This is a genomic window from Cryomorphaceae bacterium 1068, from assembly GCA_027214385.1.
Lineage (GTDB): Bacteria > Bacteroidota > Bacteroidia > Flavobacteriales_D > Cryomorphaceae > JAKVAV01.
On sequence record JAPVXR010000008.1, the window covers coordinates 159,930 to 175,592 of the forward strand.

General features: G+C 42.5%; 10 protein-coding genes. 4 read left to right on the plus strand and 6 right to left on the minus strand.

Annotated features, from left to right (window positions below; translation table 11 throughout):
* The first annotated feature begins 25 nt into the window (after positions 1-25).
* Positions 26-4,336, plus strand: coding sequence for a DNA-directed RNA polymerase subunit beta' (gene rpoC, locus O3Q51_11580; GenBank protein MCZ4409453.1), 4,311 nt, complete (start codon positions 26-28; stop codon positions 4,334-4,336).
* Between the two features lie 61 nt (positions 4,337-4,397).
* Positions 4,398-4,736 carry a DUF3467 domain-containing protein gene (locus O3Q51_11585; GenBank protein MCZ4409454.1) on the plus strand — a complete coding sequence of 113 codons (339 nt, stop codon included), beginning with the start codon at positions 4,398-4,400 and terminating at the stop codon, positions 4,734-4,736.
* Here O3Q51_11585 and O3Q51_11590 read toward each other — a convergent pair.
* From O3Q51_11590 to O3Q51_11605, 4 genes are read right to left on the minus strand one after another with little or no spacing between them, the layout of a single operon-like run.
* Positions 4,733-7,048 (minus strand): patatin-like phospholipase family protein, encoded by a 2,316-nt coding sequence (locus O3Q51_11590; GenBank protein MCZ4409455.1) that lies wholly within the window; start codon positions 7,046-7,048, stop codon positions 4,733-4,735. The two genes, O3Q51_11585 and O3Q51_11590, sit on opposite strands and share 4 nt — an antisense overlap.
* 59 nt (positions 7,049-7,107) lie before the next feature.
* Positions 7,108-7,896 (minus strand): helical backbone metal receptor, encoded by a 789-nt coding sequence (locus O3Q51_11595; protein ID MCZ4409456.1) that lies wholly within the window; start codon positions 7,894-7,896, stop codon positions 7,108-7,110.
* A 2-nt stretch (positions 7,897-7,898) separates the two neighbouring features.
* Positions 7,899-9,269 carry a pyridoxal-phosphate dependent enzyme gene (locus O3Q51_11600; GenBank protein MCZ4409457.1) on the minus strand — a complete coding sequence of 457 codons (1,371 nt, stop codon included), beginning with the start codon at positions 9,267-9,269 and terminating at the stop codon, positions 7,899-7,901.
* Positions 9,270-9,295: 26 nt separating this feature from the next.
* Complete coding sequence (locus tag O3Q51_11605) at positions 9,296-10,819, minus strand: ABC transporter permease (protein MCZ4409458.1); 1,524 nt, start codon at positions 10,817-10,819, stop codon at positions 9,296-9,298.
* Positions 10,820-10,848: 29 nt separating this feature from the next.
* On the opposite strand from O3Q51_11605, the gene O3Q51_11610 reads away from it, so the two are divergent.
* Both O3Q51_11610 and O3Q51_11615 read left to right on the plus strand, forming a co-directional pair.
* The gene (locus O3Q51_11610) at positions 10,849-12,054 is read left to right on the plus strand and encodes a DUF1343 domain-containing protein (protein MCZ4409459.1); all 1,206 of its coding nucleotides are present in this window, start codon (positions 10,849-10,851) and stop codon (positions 12,052-12,054) included.
* A gap of 11 nt (positions 12,055-12,065) precedes the next feature.
* Positions 12,066-12,638, plus strand: coding sequence for a hypothetical protein (locus O3Q51_11615; GenBank protein MCZ4409460.1), 573 nt, complete (start codon positions 12,066-12,068; stop codon positions 12,636-12,638).
* On the opposite strand, the gene O3Q51_11620 is transcribed toward O3Q51_11615, so the two are convergent.
* Both O3Q51_11620 and O3Q51_11625 read right to left on the minus strand, forming a co-directional pair.
* A complete protein-coding gene (locus O3Q51_11620) occupies positions 12,629-13,531 on the minus strand; it encodes a histone deacetylase (protein MCZ4409461.1) in 903 nt (300 codons plus the stop codon). The genes O3Q51_11615 and O3Q51_11620 overlap by 10 nt on opposite strands.
* Before the next feature lie 92 nt (positions 13,532-13,623).
* The gene (locus O3Q51_11625; GenBank protein ID MCZ4409462.1) at positions 13,624-15,033 is read right to left on the minus strand and encodes a DUF819 family protein; all 1,410 of its coding nucleotides are present in this window, start codon (positions 15,031-15,033) and stop codon (positions 13,624-13,626) included.
* Positions 15,034-15,663 lie beyond the last annotated feature (630 nt).

Below are 15,663 nucleotides of genomic sequence, written 5' to 3' on the forward strand. Positions count from 1 at the left end.
TTTTCAACGAAAGAAAATCATTCCAATGGCCTTAAAAAGGGATAAAAAAATAGAATCAAGCTTCAACAGTATCACCATAAGCCTCTCTTCTCCTGAAGAAATTCTTGAGAAGAGTCATGGTGAAGTGTTAAAGCCCGAAACCATAAATTACAGAACCTACAAACCAGAGCGCGATGGTTTATTTTGCGAGCGAATTTTCGGTCCTGTAAAAGATTACGAATGCCACTGTGGTAAGTACAAGCGAATCCGATACAAAGGAATCGTATGTGACCGCTGTGGTGTAGAGGTAACAGAGAAGAAAGTGCGTCGTGAGCGTCAAGGACACATCTCCTTGGTTGTTCCTGTTGCGCACGTGTGGTACTTCAAGTCATTGCCTAATAAAATCGGTTACCTTCTAGGTCTTCCTACGAAGAAGCTGGACCAAATCATTTACTACGAGCGCTACGTTGTTATCAATGCAGGTCCTGCCGTAAATGAAGAGGGTGAGCAACTATCTCGTATGGATTTCCTTACGGAGGAAGAGTACATCGATATCTTAGAGACGCTTCCAAAGGAGAACCAATATTTGGATGAAAGTGATCCGAATAAGTTCGTCGCGAAGATGGGAGCTGATGCTCTGCACGATTTGCTTAAGACCACCAATCTCGATGAATTGTCATACGAGTTGCGCCACAAAGCCAACACAGAGACTTCTCAACAGAGAAAGAATGAAGCACTTAAGCGTCTTCAGGTTGTTGAAGCATTCCGTGAAGCAAATACTCGAATTGAGAACCGTCCCGAGTGGATGATTATCAAAGTAGTGCCCGTTATTCCGCCGGAATTGCGTCCACTCGTTCCTCTTGATGGAGGACGTTTTGCTACTTCTGACTTGAACGATCTTTACCGAAGAGTAATTATTCGAAACAACCGTTTGAAGCGATTGATTGAAATCAAAGCTCCTGAGGTGATTTTAAGAAACGAGAAGCGTATGCTGCAAGAAGCGGTAGACTCCCTTTTCGATAACTCAAGAAAGTCTTCAGCGGTAAAAACAGAATCAAACCGACCATTGAAATCCCTTTCAGACAGTTTGAAAGGAAAGCAAGGTCGATTCCGTCAGAACCTTCTCGGTAAGCGTGTTGACTATTCTGCGCGTTCTGTAATCGTTGTAGGTCCTGAGCTGAAACTTCACGAGTGTGGTTTGCCAAAAGACATGGCAGCTGAGCTTTACAAGCCATTTATCATCCGAAAGATGATTGAAAGAGGTATTGTAAAAACCGTGAAATCAGCAAAGAAAATTGTTGACAGAAAAGAGCCTGTTGTTTGGGATATCCTAGAGAATGTTTTGAAAGGGCATCCTGTACTCCTCAACCGTGCACCAACTTTGCACCGTTTGGGTATTCAAGCTTTCCAACCAAAATTGATAGAAGGTAAAGCAATCCAATTGCACCCGCTTGCATGTACTGCATTCAACGCCGACTTTGACGGTGACCAGATGGCAGTCCACTTGCCTTTGGGCAATGCAGCCATTTTGGAAGCGCAGCTTTTGATGATTGCATCGCACAACATCCTTAACCCTGCGAATGGAGCACCTATCGCCGTACCTTCTCAAGATATGGTATTGGGTCTTTACTACATTACCAAAGGGAGAACCAGTGATAAAGAGCATACGGTAAAAGGAGAAGGAAAAATCTTCTACAGTCCTGAAGAGGTGGAGATTGCGTACAACGAAGGAATGCTTGCGTTACACGCTCACATAAAATTCCGTTACGAAGATATCGACGGAAAAACACACCTGCTTGAGACGACGACCGGTCGAGTTCTTTTCAATAACATGGTTCCGAAGGAAGTAGGTTATTTGAACCAAGTACTTACGAAGAAAGCACTTCGTGATATTATCGGTACGGTAATCAAAACCGTAGGTATGGCACGAGCAGCTAAATTCTTAGATGATATCAAGCAAGTAGGATACTACATGGCCTTCAAAGGCGGACTGTCATTCAATTTGAATGATGTAATGATTCCGCCGGAAAAAGAAGTGTTGGTAGATAAGGCTGTTGAAGAAGTTAAGGCTGTAACCGATAATTACGGTATGGGTCTTATAACAAACAATGAGCGCTATAACCAGATCATCGATATTTGGACGCATACGAATTCGAAGTTGACCAATATCTTGATGGACAACCTCAAGAACGATAAGCAAGGGTTCAACTCAATTTACATGATGTTTGACTCAGGTGCACGTGGATCTAAGGAGCAGATTCGTCAGCTCTCAGGAATGAGGGGACTGATGGCAAAGCCTCAGAAATCAAGTGCTACAGGAGGACAGGATATTATTGAAAACCCGATTCTTTCGAACTTTAAGGAAGGACTTTCTATTCTTGAATACTTCATCTCTACTCACGGTGCGCGTAAAGGACTTGCCGATACGGCTCTTAAAACTGCCGATGCAGGATACCTAACACGTCGTTTGGTAGATGTAGCCCAGGATGTCGTTATCCTCAATGAAGATTGTGAAACCCTCCGTGGTTTGGTAGCAACTCCATTGAAGAAGAACGAAGAAATCGTTGAGACACTTAACGAAAGAATCTTAGGACGTACTTCTGTACATGATATACTCCACCCCGAAACGGATGAAGTAATCGTTGAATCAGGTGAGCAAATTACCGAGGAAATAGCTCAACTCATTGACGAAGCCGGAATTGAGGAAGTAGAAATTCGTTCGGTACTGACTTGTGAAGAAAAACGAGGAGTATGTGCGAAGTGCTACGGTAGAAATCTTGCCTCAGGTAGAATGGTTACAAGAGGAGAAGCTGTTGGGGTTATCGCTGCGCAGTCTATTGGTGAACCGGGAACTCAGCTTACGCTTCGTACCTTCCACGTTGGGGGTACAGCTTCTAACATTGCTGATGAATCAGAAATTAGAGCGAAAGCCGCAGGTACGGTTGAACTGGAAGAAATGAGAACCGTTGAGAGCGTAGCTGCTGATGGATCTAAGAGAATCATTGTAGTTGGTCGTTCAGGGGAGATGCGTCTGATTGATGCAAAAACAGGAGTGGTTATCGCTACCAACAATATTCCTTATGGAGCCGAACTCTTTATCAAAAATGGAGCTAAGGTGAAAAAAGGGGATGCGATTTGCCAATGGGATCCCTATAACGCTGTAATAATCTCAGAAGCCGCAGGTAAAATCCAATTCGAAAACTTTGAAGAGGGTATAACTTACCGTGAGGAAGTTGATGAGCAGACGGGTTACCGTGAGAAGGTAATTACTGAGCGTCGTGATAAGAAAAAGAACCCTGCGATTCTAATCATTGACAAGAAATCCAAGGAAGTTGTAAAAACTTACAACTTACCTGTAGGAGCTCACGTGAATGTTGAGGAAGGAAAAGAGATCATCTCAGGATTTATTCTTGCTAAGATTCCACGTATTTCCGGTAAGACAGGGGATATCACGGGAGGTTTGCCACGAGTTACTGAGCTTTTTGAAGCACGTAACCCTTCAAACCCGGCAGTGGTTAGTGAAATCGACGGTATTGTTTCCTACGGAAAAATCAAGCGTGGTAACCGCGAGATTATGGTGGAAAGCAAAACAGGTGAAATCAAGAAATACCTTGTTTCTCTGAGCAAGCACATCTTGGTACAAGAAAATGACTTTGTGAGAGCAGGTCAGCCTCTATCGGATGGAGCTATTACACCAAGCGATATATTGGCAATTCAAGGACCCACTAAAGTACAGGAGTACTTGGTAAACGAGATCCAAGAGGTGTACCGATTGCAAGGTGTGAAAATCAACGACAAGCATTTTGAAATTGTTGTTCGACAGATGATGCGTAAAGTAATAATTGAAGATCAGGGAGATACTCGATTCCTAGAAAAGCAAAGTGTTGAGAAGATCGACTTCATGGAAGAGAATGACAGACTCTTCGGTATGATGGTGGTTGTTGAGGCAGGTGATGCCCCTAACGTTAAGCCTGGTCAGATACTTTCAGCCAGAAAGCTTAGAGATGAGAACTCTCAACTGAAGCGTAAGGACATGCAGCAAATAGAAGCGCGTGAAGCAATTCCTGCTACATCGCGTCCGTTGCTTCAAGGAATTACGAGAGCTTCACTTCAAACGAAGAGCTTTATCTCGGCTGCTTCTTTCCAAGAGACCACAAAGGTTCTTAACGAGGCTGCAGTAAATGGTAAACGAGACAATCTCTTAGGATTGAAGGAAAACGTAATTGTAGGACATTTGATCCCTGCAGGAACCGGTTTGCGAAAATTCCAAAAAGTGAATGTTGGTTCGAAAGAAGAATATGAGAAACTCATAGAGAAAAAGAGTACCGAAGCCACCGCAGTGGAGGCTGGAGAATAACTTCAATAACAAACAAAAGGCCATCCCTCTAGCGGATGGCCTTTTTTTATCATAATCAACTATGGCTGATCAAAATCAAAATAAAGACCAAAAGAAGAATCAACTCAATATAGAGTTGAAAGAGGATGTGGCAGATGGCATCTATTCAAATTTGGCCATAATCACCCATTCTAATGCTGAATTTGTAGCGGATTTTATTCGAGTTATGCCAGGTATGCCCAAGGCAAGAGTGAAGGCCAGAATCGTATTGACTCCGCAACATGCTAAACGTTTGATGCGTGCCCTACAGGACAATATTCAAAAATTCGAGTCTGTTCACGGAAAGATTTCTGACAGCAATCCAAATGATGGTGGTGGAGGTTTTCCAATGAATTTTGGTGGCCCTACAGCCCAAGCTTAAAGCTCATAAACGCTTTTGTTGAAGATAGTATAGCCAAAGTTAAAGAAGAAACTCCAAGGTCCCTCATCTCTACTGTCATAGTAGTTGAGATTCAGACTAACAGGCCCTAGAGGGCTGTGGAAAACCAAAGCTGAGGCACCAATAAAATAGCGGTCTTCAAAAGGCTCTGTGAATTCGGCGTCATTTGAGCCGTTTCTAATAATTTCCTGACCAGGTTGAAAGGCATATCCTTCAATACGCACTTCAAAATTCTTTCGGAGCTCAATAATTGACTTCAAGCCAAGTGCCACATATTCAGTTGTTCTGAATTCATCTAAAAAGATGGTTTTACTTTCTGGAATGGGGGTGTAAGCTGGAGCAGAAATGAGTGAAGCGTTGTAATTCTCAAAGAAGGGTTTATTGGAGTAAAGTGCTTCTGCATCAAACCCAAAAGTTACGGGCCCCAAATTTGCAAAGTAATTTTGGTACTTGAGTTTTGCCTCAAACCACTTGTGATCATCCTTGAATTGGAAAGACTCTTCTAAAACAGTCGTAGAGCCATACTCTGTAAGCTCTTCTCCGACTACACCTCTAACTGATATCTGCAAACGAGTACCACTATTGGGGTATACCTTACGGTTGAGCGTATTTCGATCAATTCCTACTCCTATTGTTCCCAAAGTAAAATTGGTAACATCAGAAGTATCTGCTACCGTAAAATCTTCCGTCTGGTAGTATCGATCTTCGGTTTCCCCATAGTCGAAATCAGCGGTGAGGATGGTGTTATTACCCAAAGAGGCGATGAAGTCTATTCCACCGTAAGTTTCACTTTTTACGATAAATGAAGGTCGAGAAAGCTCAAAAAAGGTTGCGAAGCTTCTGAAATAGTCCCAGCGATTCAAGACCACATGAGGTGCAAAGCTGAATCGTTTTTTTCCTCCGAAATCTATATTCGCACGTAAAAGAACAGAACCGTAGAACTTACCAAAATAGCTATTGGCCATGATGCTGGTAGAGCTTCGGCCAAAAAGGTTGTACTTCACACCTACATAGCCAAAATTCACGGGTCTGGAAGAAAAATTTCCTCCAAAGTAGAGTTTCAAGTCCTTTTCCTGCCTAATTCGTAACGCGACGTTGTAGGCATCTTCGCTTTCGTAATATGTTGCGTATGGCTGCGTGTTTTTAATTTTTCCGTCTTGGGCTAGCCGAAGAAATTGTGGTTTGAAATCAGAAAAGGTGTAAGCGTAATCATACTTTTCAGGACCTAGAGTGCTTGAAATGTAGGTTTTCTGATTAGCTGTTAATTCACCTAGAATATCTATTGTAGAAATATTCTTTTCTGGAATTTGAGAGTTGAATAGTGCGCGCAGACTGTCAAGATCCTCGATGGTCCGTCGACTCTCGGTATTCTCTAAAATTTCATCTACCTGTGCCAGAGCGCTTAGGTAGCCACTCTCAATTTGCTCATCAATGGAAGCAAAATCGAATACACCAAGTTCTGATGGTGGAAGAATAAGGACTCCATTTTCACAGTGCAAAGAAAAATCAGTTTGACTACTGATCATATTCCTTATTTGAGAGAAAAGGTCGTCTTCCGTCGGTGGATCAATAACGGAAGCCACATTGCTACCGATCACGTAGTCCGGTAAAAATTCATCGTACATCACGTCAGCCGGGAAGTTATTGTATAACCCCCCATCATAAAGCAATGTGCTATCGACTGAAATTGGTTGAAAGTAAAAAGGGTAAGTAGTTGAGGCCCGCAGAGCTCTTGATAAACTTCCTTCTCTAAATACAACTTCTTCTTTCTTTGTGATATCCGCAGCAACGCATCGGAAGGGAACCATGAGGCTATCGAAATCATAGTTTGCGACCGCGGCAGGACCCGAGAAAATATCCATAAACATATACTCCATTAGATTTGGAGTGACCAGGTTCGTCGGGAGGCTAGCACCTAAGATGTTTTTGGGATTTACTTTTATTCTGATGATGGATGCATCATAAAGCTCTTGTGTGAAATAGTAAACATCCTTTTTATCGAGCTTCCCCTCAATAGCCAATAAAAACTCGGGGCTTTTTGCAAATTGGATGATTTCCTCGACAGAATACCCCGAAGCATATAGTCCACCAATCAAGGCGCCCATGGAGGTACCGGTAATGTAGTCGATCGGAATATTGTTTTCTTCCAGAGCTTTTATTACACCTATATGCGCCAAACCCGCTGCCCCACCACCGCTCAGTACCAATCCCACTTTCTGAGCCTGAAGGACACATGAAGTAAGCACAAAAATCACAAGGGTGATTGATGATCGCAGTCGGTTGTGCATTTTCATTGCGATAAATCTACTGTTTTAACGCGGCAAGAATCAATGGATGTCGCCTCAAATTTAGCTTAGTTCCTTAAAAGACGTGAAAATTCTTCAAGGTAGTCTATCGATTTTGCTTGCCGCGAGCCATACCACGAAAAGCATTCTCCATCGACCAAGAGTGTTGGGATGCCAAAAGCTGAGCAAATAGATTTACGTTGTGATTCCTTGAAAGGGTATGGCTCTGAGCTAAGTAGAATGAAGTCAGGCTTTAGCTGCGTAATTTGATCTTGTGCTATTTCAGGATAGCGAAGCCCCTTTTCCCCCCAATCGGATAACACATTATCAAGACTCAAATGAGACATTAAATCAGAAATGTAAGTATCGGTACCTGCAGCCATATAAGGTTCTCTCCATATCAAGTACAATACTTTTGGCCTTGGCTCGATCTTCGGTATGGATTTGAATCCTTTAGAAATGATTTCAATCAAATCTTGAGCATTCGCTTGGGATCTGCCAATTTCCCCCAACTTTTCAATCAAATCAACGCTTTGGTCGATAGTAGAAACGTCGCTGATAAAAACAGGGAGACCCACTTCCATCAACTTTTCTACTGTGGGTTTTGTATTCTCCTCTTTATTGGCCAGAATCAAATCAGGCTCAAGCTCTTTGACCAAGTCGACTTTCACATTTTTAGTACCACCGACATTAACAGCGGTGCCCAGGCTTTTTGGATGGACACAGAATTTCGTCTTTCCAATAACTTCAAAGCCCAGATCGTATGCCAATTCAGTTATGGAAGGCACCAATGAAACGATTCTATGAGGTGTCTTTTCCAGTTGTAGTTCTCTTCCTATTTGGTCGAGAATCTTCATAATTACTGAAGAGAAGAAATGAGGTCATGACGAGAAATGATGTGGTAGTTTTCTTCGTCGATTTTCACCACAACCGCTGAGTTTTCCTTATTGATGAGCTTGGTCAAAGAACCAATCTCTTCGTTGCTCTCCACTATAGGAAAAGGCTTGTTCATGGAATCTTTCACTTTTACTTGTGTGGTATCTACTCCGTCACTGATGAGTTCGAAAAGCTTTCTTTCGTCAATTGAACCTACAAATGAGCCATTGTCTCTTACAGGAATTTGGGAGATGTCATACTTCTTCATTTTCGCAATGGCATTGCTCACCGGTTCGCCCGAAGCTATGGTTACCAAAGGTTGATGTATGTGCTTGTTCACCAAATCCAGAGCACTCTTGTTAAGTACATTCAAAAATCCACGATCGCGCATCCAATCATCGTTGTAGATTTTTCCTACATAGCGCGATCCATGATCATGAAAGAGAACCACAACCACGTCATCTTCGGTGAGCTCGTGCTTCATCTGCTCTATCACAGCGTAAGCCGAACCACAACTATACCCGAGTAGTAAACCTTCTTTTCTGGCTAAATCTCTGGCATAAAGCGCACCGTCGCGATCCGTTACTTTCTCAAAATGGTCGATGAGGCTGAAGTCTACGTTTTTCGGTAAGATGTCTTCACCTATACCCTCTGTGATGTATGAGTAGATTTCGTTTTCGTCAAATTCTCCCGTTTCATGGAATTTTTTGAAAACGGAACCATAGCTGTCCGCACCCCAAATCTTGATGTCAGGATTTTGCTCTTTCAAATATTGAGCTACTCCAGATATTGTTCCTCCCGTTCCGACACCTACCACAAAATGTGTGATTTTTCCTTCCGTTTGTTCCCAAATTTCAGGACCCGTTCCTTCGTAATGCGCCTTCCTATTGCTCAGGTTGTCGTATTGATATGGATAAAATGAATTCGGAATTTCTTTATTCAGCCTTTCAGCCACGCTGTAGTAAGACTCAGGATGATCAGGAGATACATTGGTAGGGCAAACGATTACCTCTGCACCCATAGCTCTCAGAATATCCATCTTCTCCTTACTTTGTTTATCACTTAACGTGCAAATGAGTTTGTATCCTTTTACGATGCAAGCCAGCGCCAACCCCATACCCGTATTTCCGGATGTACATTCTATAACGGTTCCTCCCGGCTTGAGCTTACCTTCTTTTTCGGCATCCTCTATCATTTGTAATGCCATTCTGTCCTTGGTACTATGTCCCGGGTTGAAGTATTCCACTTTAGCATAGACCGTTGCAGGAATGTGTGAGGCAATCCTGTTCAGCTTTATCATCGGTGTTTCGCCGATGGTTTCCAGGATGTTGTTGTATATATTGGGGTGATTCATGTCAATTTTTTTGCGAAGGTAAGGACTTAATTAAAGCGAATGGCCTTAGAAGGTCGTATGCCATTAATCGCCAGTGTAGGCAGGGTCATCATAAGGACGCAAATCAGAAAAACTCCGATGTTCAAACCAACGATATAATCAATGCGAAGGAGAATGGGCACTTCCGAGACATAGTAATTGGCAGGATCCAATTTTAAAAATCCATACTCTCCTTGGAGAAGGCAAAAAGAAATACCAATGACATTTCCTATGATCATCCCCAATAGAATGATGTACCCTGCCTGGTAAAGAAAAATTTTCTGGACCGTTTGAGCGGACGCTCCAATGGCGCGGAGGATACCGATCATGGGAGTTCTTTCCATAATCAGAATTAATAAGGCTGAAGTCATATTGATTACCGAGATCAGAATCATCAAAGAGATGATGACTGCAGTATTGAGATCGAGCATTTCAAGCCAGTTGAAGATCTCAGGCGACTTTTGTCGAATTGTGGTAGTCCTTAAATTGTAATTGAGATGTTTGTAAATAATCTCCTCCATCTTACCCAGCTTTTGGTAATTGCTGAGCATTACCTCAAAACCTCCTGTATAATACTTAGCGCTTCCTCCTGAAGTGGTGATTTCCACTTCTGAATCTTCGGGACATCGGCACTCCGAAGCGGGGAGCCCTTGGTGATTGTAGCGGAAGAATGCAGTGTCAGAGAGCGTGCCTTTTTCTCTTACCACCACATAAATGGTGGTGTCTCCCAAAAGGCAGAATTCATGAGGGCCTTGACCGCGCAAAGAGTCCGCGCTCCAAATCAGTTTTGACCTGCCCTTCCCTCCAAAACCAAAACCTTTGAGCGATACTTTGCCATCTTCGCAACCTACCAATTTTAGATTGGCTTCAAGTCCCCACTGATTAATTCTCTTGATCTGATCAATGTGCACCAAAACGAATTGTTCGTCTAAGTCTTGAAGACCTGTCTCGTAAATACCCACGATGTCAAAATTTCTTTGACTCATGCTTCCTTTGGCATTTTGGAAGTAGATAGCTACTTTTTCTCCTACATTGGTTTGCAGCCTTCCGGCCAAAAAAGAGGAGAGTAGAAGTTGATTTTTTGACTCGTCTAAAGAGAAATCAGGGATAACACCTTCTTTTAGGTTTTTTTCAAAAAAGGACCAGTTGTAGTCCCAGGCGACGCCTTTCAAAATAACTCCCTGAATATTATCTCTGGTTTCAATCACACCTTCTTTCAGCGCAAATTGATTGATGTTTTCTACTGCTTCTAGCGTATCGAGAGAAGGGTAAAATGGTTGATTCACTAGAAGTTTAGGCTGACTCAATCCTTGGCCGCTACCAAAATTGGTGATTTGGATATGCGAGCCAAAGCCAATAACCTTTTGTCTGATTTCGTTTTGAAAGCCGATGACTATGGCTACAGCCACTATCATTACTGCCATTCCGAGAGCAATACCTATGGTGGCAATTCGAACAATCGGACCTGAAAGACCTTTTTGCTTACTTTCCCGTTTTATTAATCGCTTTGCAATAAAAAGAGCTGTATTCAATGTTTGTGTCTTTCCTTTCCAGCAAAAGTATGAATTTCGTCTTCTCCATTTTGGGCATTTCACTCTTCCTTTCTTGTGGGATAGCTCCCGACGTGTCAGGACAGCCCGAAGAGTCAAGTCCACAGGTTGAAAGTGCAAAACCTGGAATCTATGATTTTGAACGCTTGTTATCGCTTATCGGAGATTCCAAAGTGGCTGTTGTAACCAATCATACGGGCTCTATTGAAGGTGTGCACATCGTAGATTCCTTACTCAGTTCGGGTGTGGTTGTGAAACAAGTATTCGCGCCCGAACATGGTTTTAGAGGAGATCGCGCTGATGGAGAGAATATTGACGATACAGTTGATAGGAGAACAGGAGTTCCCGTCTTTTCTCTCTACGGCAACACTAAAAAACCTTCAAAAGAGAGTCTGGAAGACGTCGATCTTGTCTTGTTTGATATACAGGATGTTGGCGCCCGGTTTTATACCTACTTAGCCACATTGCATTACGTAATGCAAGCTTGCTCTGAGCAGAATATTCCCTTAATTGTGGCAGACAGACCAAATCCCCACACTCATTACGTTGATGGACCTGTTCTGCAAGAGAAGTTCAAAGCTTTTGTAGGGCTTCATCCTGTACCTATTGTTTATGGGATGACCATTGGTGAGTACGCGCTAATGCTGAATGGAGAAGGGTGGCATGAAGCCGCACCCTGTGATTTGACCATTTTGCCCTGTCTGAATTATGGAAGAAACGTTCCATACGAGTTTCCGATCAAGCCATCACCAAATCTACCCACCATGGAGTCTGTCTACTTGTATCCTTCTATTTGCTTGTTTGAGGGTACGAAGGTCAGTGTGGGACGTGGAACCGCTGAGCCCTTTACGATCATAGGTGAGCCTGGAAATAAAAACGGAGATTTTCAGTTTATTCCTGAGCCAAAAGAAGGTGCATCCATCAATCCGAAACACAATGGAGAGACCTGCCATGGCTATGATCTGTCTGACTTCATTTTAAAACCTGCTGGAATTTCAGAACTTGATTTCACTTGGCTCGTAAGAATGTACAATGAAACCGATGATAGAAAAGATTTCTTTTTGAAAAGCATGTATTTTGATAAGCTGGCTGGGACGGATCAATTGAGAAAAGATATTTCCATTGGAGTAGATCTGGACACTATCCGTGAAAGTTGGCAAGAAGACTTGAATACCTTTAAAGCCATTCGTGCAAAATACCTTATTTACAAAGACTAAATACTCAGAGAATGGAAACACTGTTAACTGTATTAATCGAGGCTGTCCCGACGCTAATCATTGCAGGACTGATCTTGTACATTTTTCATGAATACATGAGATTTGTGAATGAGAGAGATAAGCGTTTAGCATTGTTGAATTCCAAGACTAATTCGAGAACCAATACTTCTGATGTATCTGTGCCAACGAATGATTTTGCCGCAAAACTTCGACTTCAAGCTGCTGAGCGTTTTGTGCTTTACTTGGAGCGAATTGAACCCGGACGACTTGTGATGCGAACACATCAAAACGGGATGTCAGCTAAGATGCTTCAAAACGAAATCTTGAAATCAATCAGAGAAGAGTTCGATCACAATCTTTCTCAGCAGATTTATATTTCAGAAAATGCCTGGAATCTGATCAAAGGCGCAAAAGATGAGATGACCAAATTTATTACGGCCACAGGAGAAGGAATGAAGCCCGATGCCACTTCCATAGACTTTAGCAGAAAAATGTTTCAAGCTGCTTCAAAAGTTGAGAAGCTTCCGGGCGATGTAGCCTTAGAATACCTTCGGCACGAAACAAATGAGCTTTTTCAAAAATAGATTTCTCTGGCAGTTCGATAGGTATTAGCGTGTGCTTCGATGATGACACTTATTTTTTTTGAATAGCCGCCACCCATATTGAATACCACTGGTATACTGCGTTTTTTCGTTTCGGTAAAAACAATCTCATCTCTTTTTTTGCAGCCATTTAGTGACAGAGACAAGCGGCCAAGCTTGTCGGATTCTAAAACATCAACACCTGACTGAAAGAAGACTAATTCAGGGCGAACCTTATTGATAAGATCAAGGAGAGTTTCGCTAAGTGCTTTTAAGTAGTGTTCATCTTCAGTCCCATCGGGAAGGGCAATGTCTAGGTCTGAATTTTCCTTTCGCAGAGGGTAGTTCTTTTCACCATGCATGCTGAAGGTGAACACCCTCGGATCATTTTCAAATATTTTTGCGGTACCATTTCCTTGATGAACATCGAGGTCAATCACTAGGATTTGTTTCACTCCCAGTTCTTCGATGGCATAAGCCGAACCAACAGCGATATCATTAAGTAGACAAAAACCTTCTCCACGATCTCTGAAGGCATGGTGGGTTCCTCCGGCAATGTTAGCGCTAACTCCGTTTTGAAAGGCATAATCTATAGCCTCTATAGTACCTTGGGTAATGATCAACTCCCTTCTGACCAATTTATCACTCAAAGGAAAGCCGGTAGCTCGCTCCTCCTGTCTGCTGAGACTTTTGGTGAGTAACTTGTCTAAGTACTCACGAGTATGAATACGCAAAATTCTTTTTTCAGAAACTTCTGATGGATCGAAGAAGTTTTCTCTCTCCATGGTGCCTTCGTGCATCAATTGCTGAGGTAGAAGGTTGTATTTTTCCATCGGAAAACGATGCCCTTTGGGAAGTTCATGGGCATAGTGTTCGTTCCAGGCTACTTTAAGCATGTTTTCTCAACCATCTAGTAGATGGAAAGTTTATTGTTTGAGTTCAAATGATTTGAAACCGGTATTTAGCCAAGGACGAATAGTAACGGTCTTTAGGGTGCTACAGCTTGCATGAGGTAGCCACAAATCAACGCTCCATAAGTTCCTAATGCATATCCTAAGACAGCCAGTAATACACCCACTGGTGCCAATGAGGGATGGAAGGCTGCGGCCACGACTGGTGCAGAAGCTGCTCCTCCAATATTGGCTTTGCTGCCAACCGCTAAAAAGAAATAGGGGGCACGAATGATTTTTGCCACTACTATAAGAATGACGACATGGACAATCATCCAAGTTAGACCGACTAAGAAAATCGCGGGATTTTCAAATACTGCCATCACGTTCATTTTCATTCCGATCGTGGCTACTAGAATATAGATGAATACGCCACCAACTTTGCTGGCGCCTGCTCCTTCATAATTTCGAGCTTTTGTAAAACTCAGAGCTATTCCAAACGCTGTCGCTAGTACGATCAACCAAAAGAATCCTGAACCCAGACTGAAAGTATCGGCTAAGTAGGGAGCATTTTCCTTAATCGCAGGAGCTATGATTGACGATAGGAGGTGAGCCAATCCAGTGAGACCGAAGGCGATTCCCAAGATTACAGTGAAGTCTGTGAAAGAAGGCACTCGCTCTATCTTCTTACTGAAATTATGCATGTAATTTTTTAGCGATTCAACGCTAGAAGAATCAGCCTTGAAAAAACGGTCTATCTGAGCTGATTTCCCAACTCCCAGTAAAAGAAAGAACATCCACACTTCGGCCACAATAATGTCTACAGTGATCATCATAGAGTACATGGAACCAGTGATCAGGTTTTCGTCACCCCTAAAAATCTCGAACATCGCCGCCTGATTTGCACCACCTCCAATCCAGCTACCCGCGATGGTAGTCATACCTCTCCACACCTCATGAGGTGGAACACCGCCAACCACATCGGGGGCAATGAATGAGAAGAGAAGAATTGCTAAAGGTCCTCCAATTACAACTCCTATTGTTCCTGCAATGAACATAATAAGTGCTTTCGGCCCTAGCCGAAAAACTTCTTTTAAACTAATACTGAGCGTAAGAAGAATCAAACTGGCAGGCAGGAGGTATCGAGAAGCCACAAAGTAAAGTTGTGATTTGCCGATAAAGGGATCAATTAAGCTAGACGGGACCTCTTCATTTAGCACAAAGTTTTTAAAGTCTTTGAAAGAAGTTATGTTAGTCAAATCATACCCGGCGCTGATTAGTGCGTCTTTGGCGGCGGCTACATCAATCCACTTTGGGGAGATAATTCCAAAAGTGCTGAACAAAGATGGGAGAAAATAACACAAGAGCAGTGCAGGAATAATCTTGTAGAGCTTTGCTCCCATTGGATGCTCGCCAAACCTGAAAATGGCTAATAACAATCCGGCAAGAATCCCAAAGGTCACAGCGTCATTAGTGATTAAGGGAATATCTGATACAACTTCTTCCATTTTAGATATTTTGGTGTGGCCCAAAAATAGAAAAACCATCTTAGGGTTGACTAGTTGAAGAGTTTAGCTGAATCGGCTCTCTTTTGAGGAGGGATTGCTCATTTCCGTGATTTTTCCAATGCTTGATTTAGCTTGCACATCTGATGCAAAAATTACTCTCGGGTAGTAACATGAGCCGCCCGATCTGTATGTCACTTCCGCAACGTGAGCAAATTCCGAAATTAGGTTCTTTGCTTTTTCTCAATGAATGACGCAGCTTTTTGATTTTATTTTCCGCCAGCCTGAGTCTGTTTTCGTTGACACTTTTGTTGTTAATAGCATCCATTCGACTTACCTGGCCAATAGCATTTTCAGGAGATATTGGTTTAGTGAGTTCTTTCAGGTCCATTATCTCTTGCTCGGTTTTCATTATTTCTTCTGAAATCCGAATTACTATTTCGGCTTTTTCCTCGGCAGTCATAGTTCAAAAATAAAAAACCCGCTTTGCACAAGGCAAAGCGGGTTTATGATTAATGATTTAGATTATTGAACGATAAGCTTCTTAGCACCTACTCTTTCTTCATTTACCACAACATTCACTGTGTAAATTCCTGAAGCGAGTTCGGGCAATTGAATCACGGCATTCATTTG

What these genes read in the sequence shown, in the direction of transcription:
- rpoC (MCZ4409453.1), top strand. Translation starts at nt 26, where the DNA reads ATGGCCTTAAAAAGGGATAAAAAAATAGAATCAAGCTTCAACAGTATC.
- O3Q51_11585 (MCZ4409454.1), top strand. Translation starts at nt 4,398, where the DNA reads ATGGCTGATCAAAATCAAAATAAAGACCAAAAGAAGAATCAACTCAAT.
- O3Q51_11590 (MCZ4409455.1), bottom strand. Translation starts at nt 7,048, where the DNA reads ATGAAAATGCACAACCGACTGCGATCATCAATCACCCTTGTGATTTTT.
- O3Q51_11595 (MCZ4409456.1), bottom strand. Translation starts at nt 7,896, where the DNA reads ATGAAGATTCTCGACCAAATAGGAAGAGAACTACAACTGGAAAAGACA.
- O3Q51_11600 (MCZ4409457.1), bottom strand. Translation starts at nt 9,269, where the DNA reads ATGAATCACCCCAATATATACAACAACATCCTGGAAACCATCGGCGAA.
- O3Q51_11610 (MCZ4409459.1), top strand. Translation starts at nt 10,849, where the DNA reads ATGAATTTCGTCTTCTCCATTTTGGGCATTTCACTCTTCCTTTCTTGT.
- O3Q51_11615 (MCZ4409460.1), top strand. Translation starts at nt 12,066, where the DNA reads ATGGAAACACTGTTAACTGTATTAATCGAGGCTGTCCCGACGCTAATC.
- O3Q51_11620 (MCZ4409461.1), bottom strand. Translation starts at nt 13,531, where the DNA reads ATGCTTAAAGTAGCCTGGAACGAACACTATGCCCATGAACTTCCCAAA.
- O3Q51_11625 (MCZ4409462.1), bottom strand. Translation starts at nt 15,033, where the DNA reads ATGGAAGAAGTTGTATCAGATATTCCCTTAATCACTAATGACGCTGTG.